This window comes from Sphingopyxis sp. P1IMeth2, from assembly GCF_900185685.1.
GTDB lineage: Bacteria > Pseudomonadota > Alphaproteobacteria > Sphingomonadales > Sphingomonadaceae > Sphingopyxis > Sphingopyxis terrae_A.
This window is the reverse complement of record NZ_FYAT01000014.1, coordinates 365,514-382,384: the sequence shown is the minus strand read 5'-3', so window position 1 is coordinate 382,384 and position 16,871 is coordinate 365,514. Positions and strand designations below refer to the sequence as shown.

Annotated in this window: 13 protein-coding genes; 2 read left to right on the top strand and 11 right to left on the bottom strand. The window is 65.7% G+C overall.

Going from position 1 to position 16,871, the window contains the following annotated elements; genetic code table 11:
* Positions 1–74: 74 nt before the first annotated feature.
* The 9 genes from P1IM2_RS15315 to zwf form a co-directional block, all read right to left on the bottom strand.
* Positions 75–1,010 (bottom strand): alpha/beta fold hydrolase, encoded by a 936-nt coding sequence (locus P1IM2_RS15315; protein WP_062900768.1) that lies wholly within the window; start codon positions 1,008–1,010, stop codon positions 75–77.
* Between the two features lie 33 nt (positions 1,011–1,043).
* Entirely contained in the window at positions 1,044–1,886 is an 843-nt protein-coding gene (locus P1IM2_RS15310; protein ID WP_062900769.1) for an alpha/beta hydrolase, read from the bottom strand.
* Between the two features lie 2 nt (positions 1,887–1,888).
* Positions 1,889–3,337: a DUF3336 domain-containing protein gene (locus tag P1IM2_RS15305; RefSeq protein WP_062900770.1), complete on the bottom strand. Its 1,449-nt coding sequence runs from the start codon at positions 3,335–3,337 to the stop codon at positions 1,889–1,891.
* 147 nt (positions 3,338–3,484) lie between these two features.
* Positions 3,485–5,044: a wax ester/triacylglycerol synthase family O-acyltransferase gene (locus tag P1IM2_RS15300; protein WP_234178528.1), complete on the bottom strand. Its 1,560-nt coding sequence runs from the start codon at positions 5,042–5,044 to the stop codon at positions 3,485–3,487.
* Positions 5,045–5,184: 140 nt separating this feature from the next.
* Positions 5,185–7,536 (bottom strand): glycerol-3-phosphate 1-O-acyltransferase, encoded by a 2,352-nt coding sequence (locus P1IM2_RS15295; protein WP_062900772.1) that lies wholly within the window; start codon positions 7,534–7,536, stop codon positions 5,185–5,187.
* A 109-nt stretch (positions 7,537–7,645) separates the two neighbouring features.
* Entirely contained in the window at positions 7,646–9,184 is a 1,539-nt protein-coding gene (locus P1IM2_RS15290) for an HAD-IB family hydrolase (protein ID WP_260834171.1), read from the bottom strand.
* A gap of 87 nt (positions 9,185–9,271) precedes the next feature.
* Positions 9,272–9,895 (bottom strand): bifunctional 4-hydroxy-2-oxoglutarate aldolase/2-dehydro-3-deoxy-phosphogluconate aldolase, encoded by a 624-nt coding sequence (gene eda, locus P1IM2_RS15285; RefSeq protein ID WP_186402966.1) that lies wholly within the window; start codon positions 9,893–9,895, stop codon positions 9,272–9,274.
* Positions 9,896–9,999: 104 nt separating this feature from the next.
* The gene (gene edd / locus P1IM2_RS15280) at positions 10,000–11,841 is read right to left on the bottom strand and encodes a phosphogluconate dehydratase (RefSeq protein WP_186402965.1); all 1,842 of its coding nucleotides are present in this window, start codon (positions 11,839–11,841) and stop codon (positions 10,000–10,002) included.
* An 11-nt stretch (positions 11,842–11,852) separates the two neighbouring features.
* A complete protein-coding gene (gene zwf, locus P1IM2_RS15275; protein ID WP_260834173.1) occupies positions 11,853–13,256 on the bottom strand; it encodes a glucose-6-phosphate dehydrogenase in 1,404 nt (467 codons plus the stop codon).
* Positions 13,257–13,443: 187 nt separating this feature from the next.
* Between zwf and P1IM2_RS15270 the strand changes: the two genes are divergently transcribed.
* The gene (locus P1IM2_RS15270; RefSeq protein ID WP_186402963.1) at positions 13,444–14,964 is read left to right on the top strand and encodes a glycerol-3-phosphate dehydrogenase; all 1,521 of its coding nucleotides are present in this window, start codon (positions 13,444–13,446) and stop codon (positions 14,962–14,964) included.
* A 12-nt stretch (positions 14,965–14,976) separates the two neighbouring features.
* Here the strand turns inward: P1IM2_RS15270 and P1IM2_RS15265 are convergent, their stop codons facing one another.
* Positions 14,977–15,723 (bottom strand): SDR family NAD(P)-dependent oxidoreductase, encoded by a 747-nt coding sequence (locus P1IM2_RS15265; protein ID WP_222103032.1) that lies wholly within the window; start codon positions 15,721–15,723, stop codon positions 14,977–14,979.
* Between the two features lie 94 nt (positions 15,724–15,817).
* On the opposite strand from P1IM2_RS15265, the gene P1IM2_RS15260 reads away from it, so the two are divergent.
* Entirely contained in the window at positions 15,818–16,726 is a 909-nt protein-coding gene (locus P1IM2_RS15260; RefSeq protein WP_062900778.1) for an AraC family transcriptional regulator, read from the top strand.
* On the opposite strand, the gene P1IM2_RS18980 is transcribed toward P1IM2_RS15260, so the two are convergent.
* Positions 16,723–16,851: a hypothetical protein gene (locus P1IM2_RS18980; protein ID WP_260834170.1), complete on the bottom strand. Its 129-nt coding sequence runs from the start codon at positions 16,849–16,851 to the stop codon at positions 16,723–16,725. The two genes, P1IM2_RS15260 and P1IM2_RS18980, sit on opposite strands and share 4 nt — an antisense overlap.
* Positions 16,852–16,871 lie beyond the last annotated feature (20 nt).

The following is a 16,871-nucleotide window of genomic DNA, read 5'->3' as shown; positions in this document are numbered from 1 at the left end:
TGCTTCACCCGGCTTTGCCGGGTTCGCAATGACGCATGGTTTGACCAGCGGATCAAGTCCGACGTAATCGGCGGCTAATCGAGCGGCCCGAGAAAATCCTTCATCAGCGCGGCGGTGGCCTTCGGATCCTCGACCATCGGGACATGGCCGACATGATCGAGGACATGCGCGCGGCTGTTTGCGATACCCGCTTCGAGCACGGGGACGCAGCTGATGTCGATCAGCCGGTCGTGGCGGCCCCAGATGATTAGCGTCGGCACCGTCACCTCGCCGAGCCGGTCGTTGAGCGGGCGGTCGCGCATCTCGGTCGCAATGACCCAGAAGGCGGTGTCGAGCTGATCGCGATATTTGAGCGCGTCGGCATAGAGCACCGGCTTCAATCGCGACGGCACGAAGGGCGGTTTGTGGACGACCATCGCGACGAGGCGGTCGGCATCCTCGATACCGGCCAGGACGAGCGGGTTATAATCCTCGTTCGCCGCCTGTTTCTGAAGGTCGCTCTCGTTCGCGCCCGCCACCCCGGCATTGTCGATCAGGATCAGGCTGGCGAGCGCATCGGGAAAGTCGAGCGCGTAGCGCAGCGCGATCCAGCCGCCCATGCTATTGCCCGCGATATGCGGCTGCCGCAGTCCGAGCGCATCGACGAATGCCTTCAGCCGCGCGGTCTGCGCTTCGATGTCATACGCAAGATCGGGGTTGCGTTCATTCTCGCCAAAACCGGGGAGATCGGGTGCGACGACGTAATAGTCGCGCGTCAGAAAGGGCGCGAGAAAGGACCAATTATCCTTGTCGCCCGAAAAGCCATGGACGAGCAGCAGCGTAGGCTTGGCGGGATCGCCGCCCTCCAGATAGGGCCAGGCGCGGCCGTCGACGGTAACGCTTTTCTGCACCGTGCCGCCGCGCCGGCGGAGCAGCGCGCGACCGATCGCGACGAGGCGGCCGGGGAATACGAAATAGAAGATCGCCAGAGCGATCAGCGGCGCAAAAAGCAGAATGAGGAGGAGCTTCATGACGTGCGGAATTTCCCTGTCGATCCGTTGGCTTCAGGCTGACACATGCGCATCGAACCAGCCGATCAGATCGTCCAGCACCGCATCGCGTTCGGGCTCGTTATAGATTTCGTGGAACAGGCCGGGATAGATTTCGAGCCGCTTGTCGGTCGATGCGACATGGTCGAACAGATAGTGCGAGCCCGCCACCGAGGCGAGGCTGTCATGGTCGCCATGCTGGAGCAGGATCGGCAGCGTGATTTTCGGTGCGCATGCCTGCGCAACCGCCATCGCGTCCATGAATTCCTTGCCGAGCCGCGCGCCGATCTTTCCCGTATAGACAAGCGGATCGGCAAGATAGGCGGTGACCACCGCCGGATCGCGGCTGACCCCGTTGGGATCGAGCGCCAATACGCCGAGGCGCGGAAAAAAGCGTGACAGAAAGCGGCTGATCCAGACGGTGAAGCGCGAAGGCGGCGTACCGGGGACAATCGCCGGGCCGGACAGTGCGGCGGCGACAAAGGCGTCCTGCCGATCGATCAGGAACAGCGTCGCGATCAGGCCGCCCATGCTGTGTCCGAGCAGCAGGCGCGGCGCGCCCGGATGGTTGACCTCGACGAGCGTGAGCAATTCGGCCATGCCGTCGGTGAAAGCCGAGAAGCGCGGCACATAGCCCCCCTCGCCATCCGACTTGCCATGGCCCCAATGGTCGACCGCATAGACGGCATAGCCGGCGTCGGTCAGCCGTTTTGCCACATGGGCGTAACGCCCGGCGTGCTCGGCATAGCCGTGCGCGAGGAGCACCACGGCCTTGGGCGCCGCAGCAGGAAGCCAATGGGTGACGTGCAGCGTCGCGCCCGCGCCCGCCGATCCCGGCGGCAGCATCACGCCCGCCATGCTCACCGGACCGGCTTTTTCAGCGCCGCGCTGCGGTGGCCGGGGCCGTCGTCGCCGCCCTTGTCGATGCGCGCCAGGATGGCGTCGAGCGCGCGGCTTATCGCGGTCTGGGTGCGCACCATCTCGATCTTCGGCCAGGCGGTGCGCATGCCGGTGTCGATCAGCTCGTCGATGTCCTCCTGCGACAGATCGGACAATATCTTTGTGGGCGACCAGAATTTGGGCGGCCGGATGATGTTGATGTCGCCGGTATATTCCTGATTGATCAGCGAGCGCGCCATATTGGCGAGGCTGTTGAGCGGCGGCACCAGTTCGAGGGGCTTCTGGAATATCACCATATTGGCGTTGAGCCATGCCTTGAAGGTCGCCATCGAGGCATGCTGAATGGCCTCTATCGGCGCCATCTGCTTGCGCGTGTCGGTCGCGAAAGGCAGCGCGAGCGGGTTCGCCTGGCTGACGATATGATGGTTGACGCCGTAGAGGCGTTCGAGCCGCTTGGTCGGGATGTCGTGCGTCACCGACCCGTCGACCCAGCGCCGGTCGGGCTGATAGGGCACGCGCTTGCCCGCTTCGTCGCGCGCCATCAGCATCACCGGCGGAAAGACGCCCGGCACCGCGCACGAGGCGAGCACCGCTTCGCGGATCAGCACATTGGGCGCGGTGATCGCGTTGAGCAGGCGGCCGTTCTGATATTTTTCGGCGGGCGCGACTGACACGTTGAGATGTCGGCCGCTGACCTCATAGGCTTCCTGAAAGGTCAGGTCGGGGATGAGCTCGGCGAGGCGCGCGGCGACCTCGTCAGGGGCGAGGCGGCGCACTTCGGGATCGCGGTCGGCGCTGGCAAGCTTGTCGCTGGCCAGGAAGGCGCCGACCTCGGCATCCTTGCGCGTGCAGACGACCGCGGCGACGATCGAACCGCCGCTCGATCCCGCGAGGATCGTCGGCAGCACGCCCTCCTCCCACAGCGCTTTCACGACGCCGACATGGAAATAGAGAAAGCTGCCCGACCCCGACAGCAGCAGCGCCGAGCGGCCGTAGCAATGCTGGGCGCGGCGGAAGAAATCGCGCTTTTCGTCGCGCGGGATGCTGCGCGCCGCGGCGATCTTGCCCAGCGCGGAGACGACCTCTGCCACATAATCCTCGATCAGCCTTTTGGTGCCGAAGCGCGCCTTTTGATACAAGCGTTCGTGGCCCATGCCGTCGATATTGCCGTGAATGCCTTCGTTGAGGACGAAGAGCAGCCCCTTCACATCGCCCGCCGCCGACAGCTTGCGCAGCCGTTCGAGGCGGGCGCGGATCGCGCGATAGTCGAAATGCTTGCTTTCGTCGGCGTCGCGCCACGCCTGCATCCCCGATTTGCCGTCGGCGGCAATCGCCGCTCTGATCCAGGCGGCATAGTCGGGCGCCTTCGCCAGATCGGCGTCCACGCTGAGCGTCGGGGAAAAGATCATTCGGTGGTCCTGCACTATTTCTATTTTCAGTGATTCTTGCGGGTTACGTTGCCTTTGGCAACTGTTTTGACGCCAGCTTCCACACCTTCGTCATCCCGGACTTGATCCGGGATCCATTGACCCGGCGCCGCGCGAATGGACCCCGGATCAAGTCCGGGGTGACGAAGGAGGTGATGCCTTCTTCCGCTTCGTCGGCGTTTTTGGTTTCGCTTTCGCCTTGGGTGTCGTTTTGGATGAAGTCTTTGTCTTCGAAGCGGGCTTTTCTGCAGGCTTCGGTTTGACCGCCGCCTTTTCGGGCTTAGGCTGCGCGGCGAGCAGGTCGGCGAAACTTTCGTCGATGCACGTGCGAAAGAAGGCGATGTCGGGCATGATCGCGCGTTCGGAGATGATCGAGAAGCCGACCTGACCGTTATAGCTGGGGGTCGCGATGAACAGCCCCATATTGTTGGCGAGCGGGCCTGCGCCGTATTGCTGCACAAGCTGCGCCCCCGCGAGATAGAGCGGCACCTGCGCGCCCGGGACGTTCGAGATGAAAAGATTGGTGCCGCGCACCGCGAAGCGCTCGCTCGTCAGGATGCGCGCAACCGCCGCCATCGTCGCGCCCGGAATATGCTGCGACAGGTCGGTCATGATCCGCGCGCTGACGCCCGCCTTCGCCTCCTTCGCCTCCACCGTATAGTCACGGATCGCCGCGAGCCGCTTCAGCGGGTCGGCAATGTCGGTGCGCAGCGGCACGCTCATCGCGGTCACCTGATTGCCGGGACTGTCGGCCTTGCCGCCCTTGCCGCGCCGGTTGATCGGGGCGACCGCGACGACGCTTTCCTTGGGCAGTTCGCCATGCGCCTGAAGATATTTGCGCAGCGCGCCCGCGCAGGTCGCAAGGATGACGTCGTTGACCGTCGCGCCGGGCACCTTTGCCCGCACCTTCGCGATATCGGCGAGCGCAACCCGGGTCGCGTCGAACATCTTGTGCGGGCCGACGGGTGCGTTGAAGCGCGTTTCGGGGACGCCCGCGGTCATCCCCTGATCGCTGAGCATCGACTTGCGCGCCGCGGTCATCAGCGAGGGCGACACCTTGAGCAGCGCGTTCATGAATTTGACCGGCGATTGCATCGACGCGGTCCAGGCACGCGTGGCGACCTCCGCGCTCGACGGCGCGCGCCCGAGATCCTCCACCGGCGCGCCGGGGATTGCCGGCGTCCCCTTGGCGTCGATGTCGCTCATCGCGATGAAGGCATGCGCGCCCGATGCGCCGTCGACCGCGGCGTGATGGACGCGGTGGAGCATCGCGAAGCTGCCCTTCGGGATGCCGGGGATACGGTCGAGCCCCTCGATGATGTAAATGTCCCAAAGCGGCCGGTTCATATCCATCGGCTTCGAGAAATAGCGCGCGACCGCGATGCAGAATTGCCGCCAGTCGCCGGGTTCGGGCAGGCGCGCGTGGCTCATATGCGCTTCGATGTCGAAATGTTCGTCCTCGACCCAATAGGGGTGGTCGAGATCGAGCGGCAGCCGGTGGAGCCGGCGCTTGAACAGCGGCGATGTGTCGACGCGCGACTGGACGTGCGCGATGATATCCTTGAACCGCACGAAGCCGCCTGGCGCCGTCGACGGATCGTAGATGTAGATACCCATGATATGCGTCAGATTATTCGCGGTCTGGGTATAGAGGAACTGGGCGTCCTGGGCGCTGAGTTGCTTAAGCATGCGAACCTCCATCCAACATCGATGATCCCGTCCTTGCGAGCGGAGCGAAGCAATCTCCCGTCACCGGCCGGGCGCCGGGACAAAGGCGAGCGATTGCCGCATCGCCTGCGGCTCCTCGCCATGACGAACGCGGTGTCATGTCATTCTCCCGTCCCCGGCAATCGGTCGGCGAGCGCGAGCGTGGCCAGCCGCATCGATTCCATGACGTTGGCGAGCCCGCGGAGTTCCACGAGCAGTGCGCGGCGCGCGCGCAATCCGTCGGGGGTCGCGGTTTCCGCCAGCCCCATATGGCGCATCTGCGACAGGGCGTTGGCGAAGAGCAATTTTCCGATCGACGCTTCGCTGCTGATCCGGCGCAAGAGCCAGGCCTGCCGCCCCTCGATCAGCGCGGCGTCGAGCAGCGCCTTTTCATCGACCGGATCGCCGGGGCGCGCGCGCGCCAGAATGTCGGCAACGACCGAATAGGCCTCGGCAAAGGGTAGCAGGATCGCATGGCCGACCATCGGCTGACAGCGGCGAATGAGCTGCGCAACGCCGCGGTCGCCGCTCGCCAGTCGCTTGGCCCAGGCAGGGTCGATGCGCGCAAGTTCGGCCTCCAGCGCGGCCAGATGTTCGCCGCGCGGCGGGTAGAAGAATTCGAATTTGAACAGATCGCGCAGCCGGTCGATCCGCGCCCAGAAGGCGGCGGTCGAATCCTTGCTGTCGGCATCGCGCAGCTCGAACAGCGCCAGCTCGATCATCGCGCGGTCGAGGAAATGATGCGCGATGATGTTGCGATAATAGCTCGCCATCGGATGCTTGGCGGGGTCGATCGAATAGACGGTCTCGCTGCCGGCCTCGAACCGCGTGAGCAGGCCGCCCTCGACGAGCGTGTCGAGCGTCGCCGCGAGCGCCGCGGCGTCGCCGCCTTCGAGCTCGCGGCTGAGGCGGATGCCGCGCTCGCGCGCCCAGGCGGTGATGCGCGCGATCGTCGCGATCATCTCTGCCTCGGTCACGCCGCGCGGCGCGGTGCCGAGCAGGATGAGGCACATGACCGAGGTGACGGTAAGCGGGGTGACGCGGTTCGCCTCGACCGCGACGGCGAAGGCGATACGCTCCAGCGCGCGCCGGTCGTCGGGGGCTGGCGCCTCCGGAATGACGACGGGCTCGCCGATGTCGAGACGGATGCGCCCCGACGGTTCCTTGAGGCTCTTCATATAGCCGATGAACCAGGCGAGGCTTTCGGGTTTCTTGGTCCGCCCGGTCTGTTCGGCGGCATATTCCTCGACATCGCGGATCAGGTCGAAACTGGTGACGAAGGGCACGAAATGTACCCCCTGCGTCCCGGTCGCATGCGCGGCGTCGAGGACATATTTCATCAGGCCATATTTGGGCGGCATCAGCTTGCCGAGGCGCGAGCGCGTCCCTTCGAAGGCCCAGGACAGCGGGAAGCGCTTGGCGAGCAGCCAGGCGATATAGTGGCGCAGCACCAGCTTGTAGACCGGCTGATCCTGAAAGCTGCGGCGAATGAAAATCATTCCCGAGCGGCGGAAGAATTGGCCCATGATCGCGAAGTCGAGGTTGGCGCCGCCAAAGCTGTGCAGCATCGGCAGGTCATTTTCATAGGCGAGGCGGCTGGGGGTCGCGCCGTCGATATAGGTTTTGTGTGTGAACAGGATCGCGGTCGGATGTTCGCGCAGCACCGAGCGCAGCTTTGCAAGCTCGGCCGCGTCGACCTCCATCTCGGGCGCATAGCCGCCGAACATCATCCGGTCGAGCCGCGCGCGCAGGTCGAGGAACAGCGCACTGGGGGTCGCGATGACCTCCTTCATCAGCGGGCGCGCCTCGCGGTAGAGATCCGCGACGGGACGGCCGAGCTGGCCGGCAAGATCGGCAAGCGCGGCGCGGAATTTGGGGTTGGTGCGCAGCGAGTCGGCAACGAAGCGCGGCACCTTGTAGCGGCTGCCGCGGATGCCGCGTTCGGCGACGTCGAGCGCGAGCCCCGCCTGCCGCGCGACGAAGCCGGCAAATTCGCTGCTTCCCTCCTCGCAGCCGTCACCGCCGCCGGTCTGCGCGAGATAGCGTGCCTTCAGCTCTGTCTGTGTTGCCGCTTCGCCGACCAGGATCTGCGCCCGGCGCCGGTCGCGCCACAGGATGAACCGCGCGCGCAGCGGCCCCGGACGGCGCGGGTCGCCGAAGATCAGATGCCGGAATTTCAGCGCGCGATCGCGCTCGAAACCGGGGATGCGCCACGCGACGCGCAGCGGCACCACCGTACGCGCAGGGTCGCCCGCCAGCCGCGCCTTGAGCGCATCGAGGTCGAGGGCATGATCGTCATCGGCGATCGCGAGGCTGACCCAAATCGGCGCGCCCTCCCCGCCCGGATCGACCGAGGTCGCGTGGATCCAGTCGAGCAATATCTGCCGCTCGATCCGGTTGTGCGCGTCAATGATGTAGAGCCGGTCGGCCAGCTGCTCCGCGACGAATTCGCTGCGGGGCGTGCCGTCGGCCATGGCCTTAAACCACCGTCATTGCGAGGAGCGTAGTGACGCGGCAATCCAGCGCGGCGTAACCCGCCCTGGATTGCTTCGCTTCGCTCGCAATGACGAGGTGAAACATGGGCTAGGCCTTCTTTACCTTTCGGGGCGTCGGCTTTTTCTTGGCGGCAGGCTTCTTGGTAGCCGCTTTCTTCGGCGCCTTTTCGGGGTTTGCCGCTGGCGCCGCCTCCTTCGCAACCGATTCCGCGACAGTCTCCTCGGGCTGGCCGAGGGTGCGCAGGAACATGTTGCGCACGTCGCGGACATGGGTGTTCAGCGTCTTCACCCGCCATTCGGACGTATCGACGGGCGGCAGGACGGTGACGCGCACCGTCGCGGGGCGCATCACGAATTCGTTTTTCGGCGCGACGTCGGTCGCATTGTGGATGACGATCGGGACGATCGGCACGCCCGCCTGCATGGCGAGGTGGAAGGCGCCCTTCTTGAAGGGTTCGAGCTTCGGGGTCAGGCTGCGCGTCCCCTCGGGCGCGATGCAGATCGACTTGCCTTCCTTCTGAATGGCTTCGACCAGCGGTTCCATAGCCTTGATCGCGCTTTTGCCGTCGCCGCGGTCGACGAAGACGGTGCCGCCCCATTCCATCAGCTTCCCCAAGATGGGAATTTCCTTGATCTCCTTCTTCCCCACCCCGCCCATGTCGCGGCGGATGAGCTTGGCAAGGATCATGACGTCCGCCTTGCTCTGGTGGTTGAAGATGAAAATGCACGGGCGCGACGACCAGAGGTGGCGTTCGTCCTCGACCTCGAGCTCGACGCCGGTGATCGCGGTCGCGAAGTCGCCGAACAGCCCCATCGAGAAATTGACTGCCTCGCGCTGTGAACGCGTCAGCGCCCAGATCGGCAGGCCAGCCGCGAAGGCGCCGATCAGCGAGCCGGTGGCGTAGATGGTGCGCGTATAGTCGACCCACGACGGCGTGCCGCGGCTCGCGAAGCGCTGCACCGGCCAGCCCCGCTCGTCGGCGATCGCCTTCAATTTCATATTGGGATTGAGCGGCCGCGGCTTGCCGACGCGTTCGAGCAGTTCGATGTCGTCGTCGCTGTCCGAATAGAAATAGCTCTGATCGAGGTCGAAGCCATAGTCTGCGGCAAGCTCCTCGGCGGCAAGCACCTTGCCTTCGCCGAAGCAGAGCGGGCGGATGATGTCGCCGGTGAACACGCCATCTTCGATTTCATAGGCGGAGCATTTGATGTCGGATATGCCGAGGTCGCGCGCGGTCGGTTCGATCTGGTAGATCGTCGCCGACGAGATGATCGCGACGCGGTGCCCCTTGGCCTGATGCGCCTCGATGATCGCGCGCGTCTCGGGATAGATTTTGCGCGCGATATGCTTCTTGTAGAGTTCTTCGCCGAACTGGACGAAGCTTTCCTCCTCGACGCCCTTCATGAATTTGGCGGCGCCGCTCATCAGCCCCGAAAAGCCGATCGCGCCCAGACTGTGCTGCGCGATGACATTCGCGGTCTCGGCGATTTCCTCGACCGACATTTCGCGGCGCTGCAGCTTTTCGCGCAGCATCGCCGTCGCCGAATAGCCTGCGATGATCGTTCCGTCGAAATCGAAGAGCGCGGCGATATGCGATCCGGGTTCGGACGCGAGAACTTCTTCCAAATGCGGCTGCGGCCTTGGCACGCGCATCTCCCCCACTGGCGGCTGTACCGCCTTATCCCTGCACGATGACAGGTAAAATGGGGTTAATCAATGGCGCGAAAGCGCCGACGCCTCGCGCGCGAGTGTCTCGATCCGGGCCGGATCGAGCGGCCCCGCGGGGACGACCCAGCTGCCGCCGACGCACAGCACCGCGTCCAGCGCGAGCCATTCGGGTGCGGTCGCGGCGGTGATGCCGCCGGTGGGGCAGAAGCGCGCCTGCCCGAACGGCCCCGCGAGCGCCTTGAGCGCAGGGATGCCGCCGCTTGTCGCGGCCGGGAAGAATTTGAAATGCGAGAGGCCAAGATCCATGCCGCGCATGATGTCGCCGGCATTGGCGGTGCCGGGGAGGAAGGGAATGCCGCTCGCGACCGCCGCCTTGCCGAGATTGTCGGTCAGCCCCGGCGAAACGATGAATTCGGCGCCCGCATGGATCGCGCCCGCCAGCATCGCGGGATCAAGGACGGTCCCGGCGCCGACGACCGCGCCCGGCACCGCCTTCATCGCCGCGATCGCAGCGAACGCGGCAGGGGTGCGCAGCGTGACCTCGAGCACCGGCAGGCCGCCCGCGACGAGCGCCTCGGCCATCGGGACGGCGTCCTCGACGCGGTCGATGACGATTACCGGGATGACGGGGGCTAGCGCCATGATCTGGTCGATGGACTTGTCGGACATCTTCTAACTCCGTTCGCCCTGAGCTTGTCGAAGGGCTGTTCTATTCCGAATCCGTTGAAAGGAAGAGCGGTCCTTCGACAAGCTCAGGACAAACGGTTTTCGCATCAGACGACGGTTTCCATCGCCGCGAGCATCGCCGACCCGCCCTTTTCGGCTTCGTCGGCGTGGTGACGGAACAGCGCAAACAGCTCGCGCCCGACGCCGAGTGCGGGCGGCGGGGCGATGGCGGGCGACCGCGCGGCCCATTCAGCGGGATCAACGAGCGCCGTCACCTCGCCGTTTACCGCGCAGACGCGCACCATGTCGCCGTCCTTCAGACAGGCAAGCGGGCCGCTGACCCCGTCGGGGCCGGGCAGCGCCTCGGGCGAGAGGTGGATCACCGCAGGCACCTTGCCGCTCGCCCCCGACATGCGGCCATCGGTGAGCAGCGCGACGCGGTAGCCGCGGTCCTGCAGCACGCCGAGCGCCGGGGTGAGCTTGTGGAGTTCGGGCATGCCGTTGGCGCGCGGCCCCTGGAAGCGCACGACGACGACGCAGTCGCGGTCGAGTTCGCCCGCCTTGAATGCAGCGAGCACCTGATCCTGATCGTCGAAGAGGCGCGCCGGGGCTTCGATCGTCCAGCGATTCGGGGCAACCGCGCTCGTCTTGATGATCGCGCGGCCGAGATTGCCCGACAGCAGCCGCATGCCCCCGTCGGACGAAAAAGGAGCGGAAACGGGACGCAACATCGTTTCGTCGCGCGACGTCTCGGGTGCGGCCTCCCAATGAAGCGCATCGTCGACCAGCACCGGCTGTCCCGAATAGTCGGCCATTGACCCGCCCACCGTGAGCACATCGCCGTGGAGCAGTCCGGCGCCGAGCAGTTCGCGCACGACATAGCCGATCCCGCCCGCGGCGTGGAAATTGTTCACGTCGCCCGCGCCATTCGGATAGACGCGCGCGAGCAGCGGCACGGCGCGGCTCAGCTCGTCGAAATCCTGCCAGTCGATGATGATCCCCGCCGCCCGCGCGATGGCCGGCAGGTGGATGGCATGATTGGTCGAACCGCCGGTCGCGAGCAGGCCAATCGCGGCATTGACGATTGCCTTTTCATCGACGCAGCGCGCGAGCGGGCGATAGTCGTCGCCGGTCCAGCCGATTTCGGTCAGCCGGTGCGTCGCGGCACGCGTCAGTTCCTGCCGCAGCTTGGTGCCCGGATTGACGAAGGCGCTGCCGGGAATGTGCAGCCCCATCAATTCCATCATCATCTGGTTGGAATTGGCGGTGCCATAGAAGGTACAGGTGCCTGCGCCATGATAGCTGGCCGCCTCCGCCTCGAGCAGCGCGTCGCGGCCGACCTTGCCCTCGGCATACAGCTGACGGACGCGGACCTTTTCCTTGTTCGCGAGGCCCGACGGCATCGGCCCGGCCGGAATGAGGATCGTGGGCAGATGGCCGAAACGCAGCGCGCCGATGAGCAGGCCGGGAACGATCTTGTCGCAGATGCCGAGCAGCAGCGCGCCCTCGAACATCGCGTGGCTGAGAGCGATCGCGGTGCCCTGCGCGATATTGTCGCGGCTGAACAGCGACAGGTCCATGCCCGCCTGTCCCTGCGTCACTCCGTCGCACATCGCGGGAACGCCGCCCGCGACCTGCGCGGTGGCGCCGGCTTCGCGCGCGAAAATCTTTATCTGTCCGGGGTAGCGGCCATAGGGCTGATGCGCCGACAGCATGTCGTTATAGGCGGTGACGATGCCGATATTCATCTCGGCGCCCGCGCGGATCGCGGGCTTGTCCTCGCCCGACGCCGCGAAGCCATGCGCAAGGTTGCCGCACGACAGATTGCCGCGATTGGTTCCGGCCTCGCGCTGCCGCTGCATCAGATCGAGGTAGGCGGCGCGGCGCGGCGCGCTACGGCGGGTGATGCGGTCGGTGACGGCGGCGATCGTGGGGTGGAGATCAGTCATGGCTATTCCCGTCAATCATGCCAGCTCGCTCCGTCGCGTTCGATGAGCGCGATCGCGCTCGACGGGCCCCAGCTTCCCGCGGTGTAGGTCTGCGGCGCCAGATCGACCGATGCCCAGGCGTCGCGGATCGAATCGATCCATTCCCACTGCGCCTCGACCTCGTCGCGGCGCACGAACAGCGTCTGATCGCCCTCGATGAAGTCGAGCAACAGCCGTTCGTAGGCGATGCGCCGCCGCTCGCCCTCGAAACTGTGCGAGAGCGACACGTCGAGCGTGACCTCTTTGAGCTTTACCCCGTCGCGGTCGAGTCCCGGCTGCTTCGCCATCACCTTGACCCGGATATTCTCTTCGGGCTGCAGGTTGATGATCATGCTGTTGGCGTCGAGCCCCCCCGCGCCGACGCGCGCGAAGATATTATGCGGCACCGGCTTGAACTGGATCAGCACTTCCGACTTGCGCTGCGGCATCCGTTTGCCGGTGCGCAGGTAAAAGGGCACGCCCTTCCAGCGCCAATTGTCGATATAGGCCTTGAGCGCAACGAAGGTTTCGGTGTTCGACGGATGGCCCAGCTCGTCGGCATAGCCCGCGACCGCGCCGCCGTTCACCGCGCCGCTCGTGTACTGACCCTTGACGCTGTGCGCCTTGACATCGTCGGCGCGCATCTTGCGCAAGGACCGCAGCAGCTTGACCTTTTCGTCGCGCACCGCGGTCGCCGAGACGCTCGCCGGCGGCTCCATCGCGATGATCGCGAGGAGCTGGAGCATATGGTTCTGCACCATATCCTTCAATGCACCGACGCCGTCATAATAGGACACCCGGCCTTCGAGGCCGACGGTTTCCGCCACGGTGATCTGGACGTGGTCGATCGCTTGCGCGTTCCACAAAGGTTCGAACAGCATATTCGCGAAACGCAGCGCGAGCAGGTTCTGGACCGTTTCCTTGCCCAGATAATGATCGATGCGGAAAACGCGATCCTCGGCAAAGGCGCTGCCGACCTGTTCGTTGACCGCACGCGACGAGGCGAGATCGTGGCCGATCGGCTTTTCCATCGCGATCCGGCATTCGGCGCAGGCAATCCCGGCCGCGGCGAGCCCCTGCGCGATCGGGCCGAACATCGATGGCGGGGTCGACAGATAGGCGCCGATCGGGCGGCTCATCCGGTCACCGAGCATTTCGGCGAGCCGGTCGTACCCCGTCGCTGCACCGGCATCGACCGCGCAATAGTCGATCCGCTCGAGGAAAGCGGCAATCACCGCTTCGTCGATGCGATCGCCCGCGAGGTGATCGTCGAGCGCGGCGCGTACCATCGCGTGCGCCCCTGCCCGATCCATCTGCGAGCGGCCCGAGGCGACGATCGTCATCGCATCGTCGAGCAGCCCGTCCATGTGCAGATTGTAGAGCGAGGGGAAGAGCATGCGATGGGCAAGATCCCCCGTCGCCCCGAACAGCACCAATGTTTCGACTTTGACGCTCACAAATATCCCCTTGGATAACGGACAGGGACGCTGGCGAAAGCCCCTGGCGATTGCAACGCGCATACGTAAGCCGCATAGCTTTGCATCGCCATTGGCAAGCCGCCCGCATCTGGCATAGGAACGCGCCATGACCGACGCGCCCATCCCCTATGATGTCATCGTGATTGGCGGCGGCGTCAATGGGGCCGGCGTCGCGCGCGATGCCGCGGGGCGCGGCGCGCGCGTGCTGCTGATCGAACAGGGCGATCTGGCGCAGGGCACCTCCTCGGCCTCGACCAAGCTGATCCACGGCGGGCTGCGCTATCTGGAGCATTATGAATTCGGCCTGGTGCGCGAAGCGCTGGCCGAGCGCGAGATATTGTGGGGCATCGCACCGCACATCATCTGGCCGATGCGCTTTGTCCTCCCCTATCGCGACGGGCTGCGGCCGCGCTGGCTGCTGCGGCTCGGCCTGTTTCTCTACGACCATATCGGCGGGCGCCGGAAATTGCCGCCAACGCGGTCGATCGACCTGGCGCGGCATCCGGCGGGCGCGCCGCTGCAGCCGCAATATGCCAAGGGTTTCGAATATTCGGATGGCTGGGTCGACGATGCGCGGCTGGTGATGCTGAACGCGCGCGACGCCGCCGACCGCGGGGCGCGGATCAAGACGCGCACCCGCGCCGACCTGATGCGGGTCGAGGACGGGCTATGGGTGGTCGAGGCGACGGGCGCGAACGGCCAAGCCTATCGCTTTACCGGCCGCAGCCTTGTCAATGCCGCCGGCCCCGCCGTGCTTGATCTGCTGCGCCGCGCCGCCGCGCCGCCCGATTATCAGATGCGGCTGGTGCGCGGATCGCACATCGTGGTGCGCAAGCTGTTCGACCATGATTTCGCCTATTTCTTCCAGCTTCCCGACGGCCGCATCTTTTTCGCCATCCCCTATGAGCGCGATTTCACGCTGATCGGGACGACCGACCAGGATCATGAGGGATCGCTGGCCGACGTGCATGCAAGTGCCGAGGAAATCGCCTATCTGTGCGAGGGAGCGAACCAGTATTTCGCCGCGCAGATCGGCCCCGACGATGTCGTGTGGACCTATTCGGGGGTGCGGCCGCTGGTCGAGGACGGATCGGGCAAGCCCGAGGCGGCAACGCGCGGATACCGCATCGACCTCGACATGGAGGAAGGCGCGCCGCTGCTCACCATCTATGGCGGCAAGATCACCAGCTATCGCCATGTCGCCGAACATGCGATCGACGATCTGGCGGCGCATGTCGCCGCGCTGACCGGCGCGCGCTGGACCGCCAGCGCGCCGCTGCCCGGCGGCGATTTTCGGACCGACGGCGCGGCGACGCTGAAGGCCGACTATCGGCTAGCCCACCCCTTCCTCTCCGCCGCGACGGTCGACCGCATCGTCAAGGCGTATGGCACCGACGCGCGGGCATGGCTCGGCACAGCCCAAAGCTGGGACGATCTGGGAGGCGAGATCGCGCACGGACTGTCGGCCGCCGAAATCCGTTGGATGATCGACCGCGAATGGGCGCAGACGAGCGACGACATATTGTGTCGGCGCAGCAAGCTGGGGCTGCATTTCACCGCCGAGGACATCAAGCGGCTCGACGCCTTTCTGGACGGCATCGCCGTCAAGCCCGCGCTGCCCGAGTAATCGCCCGCCCGCCTATGCCGCCGCGGCGATCGCCAGCGCATCGGCGCCCGCCGGAAAATGGCTGCGTCCCGTCTGGTCGTGCACCGCGTCCCACACCGCCGCCGCGACGTCGGCCTCGGTCGTGAAGAGCGCGGGTTGCGCCATGCCCGCAAGGATCGGCGCGGCATGGTTGCCATAGGGTTCGGGCAGCACGTCGGCGAGCGCGACATCGGTGTTCGCGCTAAAGGCGGTGGTCGGACCATAGCCCGGCTCGACGAGTTTCACCCCGATACCCAGCGGTTCGAGTTCGTGCGCGAGGCTGCCGGTGAAACCCTGGATCGCGGTCTTGCTGCCCGTATAGGCGGCTGCATAAGGGAAGGAGGCAAGCGTCGCCGACGAAGTGACGTTGACGATCGTTCCCGACCGGCGTTCGCGCATCTGCGGGATCACCGCCTGCGTCATGGCGATAGTGCCGAGGCTGTTGGTGGCATAGACGTCGCGGATGCGCCGCAGCGGCGCATGTTCGAGCGCGCCGAACAGGCCGATCCCCGCATTGTTGACCAGAACGTCGCTCGGCCCGGCGGCGGCGATGGCGGCGGCGATGCTGTCGTCATCGGTCACATCGAGCGGCAGCAGGCGAAGCCGCGCCGAAGGTTCGAGCGGCGCGGCGGCCGGGTTGCGCATCGTCGCGATCACGGTCCAGCCGCCAGCATGAAAATGGCGCGCGGTTTCGAGGCCATAGCCCGACGAGCAGCCGGTGATCAGAATCCGTTTCATCATTCTTCCTTTCATCAGGGTGATGGAAAGGATCTAGTCAGCAGAAGAGATACTATCTATAATGTAAAATCCGCATTTCTTTACCAATAGTCCTGATATGGCCGATCCGCTCTCCGATCTCATCGCGCTGCTGCGCCCCAGCACGGTCTTCGCGAAAGGGATTGGCGGACGCGGGCAGTGGGCGGTGCGCTATTCATCCTTCGGCGACCCGAGCTTTTGCACGGTGCTGCAAGGTCACTGCCGACTGACGGTCGATGGCGCCGATCCGGTCACGCTGATTGCCGGCGATTTCGTGCTGTTGCCTGAGACGCCCGGCTTTACCATTTCGGCCATCGACGCAGGGGCTACGTGCGATCCGGTCACGATCGATCCCCATGACACCACCGCCTTTTCGGGCGATATGCGGCATGGCGAGCCCGACGGTGAGCCCGACGTCCGGATGCTCGGCGGCTATTTCGCCTTTGCTTCGCCCGACGCCGGCCTGCTGGTATCGCAGCTTCCCGCCCTGATCCATTTGCACGGGGCCGAGCGGCTGGCGGCGCTAGTGCAGATGGTGCGCAGCGAAGCGGGCGGCGACAGGCCGGGGCGCGATCTGGTGCTCGCGCGGCTGGTCGAGATACTGCTGGTCGAGGCGCTGCGGGCCGCGGGCGGTGACGAGGCGCCGCCGGGGATGCTGCGCGGCCTAGGCGACCCGCGGCTGGCGAGCGCGATCCGCTGCATCCACGATGCCCCCGCGCACGCCTGGACGGTCGCGGCGCTTGCGCAGGAAGCGGCGCTGTCGCGATCGGCCTTTTTCGACCGTTTCGCGCGCACCGTCGGCGTGCCGCCGATGGAATATGTGCAAAGCTGGCGCATGAGCCTGGCCAAGGACATGTTGCGCCGCCGCGCGGGCAAGATCGACGAAATCGCCGAGCGTGTGGGCTATGGGTCGGCGAGCGCGTTCAGCACCGCCTTTGCGCGCGCGGTGGGCGTGCCGCCGCGGCGCTTTGCGATGACGGCCGGCTAGCGCGGTTTGCGCGTCGGCTTTGCGGCCTTGCGTGCCGCTTGCTCGCGCAGCCTGTTCTCGCGCTCGGCCAGTTCCTCGAAACGGCAGAGCGGAATCGGTGCGGGCGGCTTCTTCTTGTCGGTCATTCTTCTCTCGTCACCCCGGA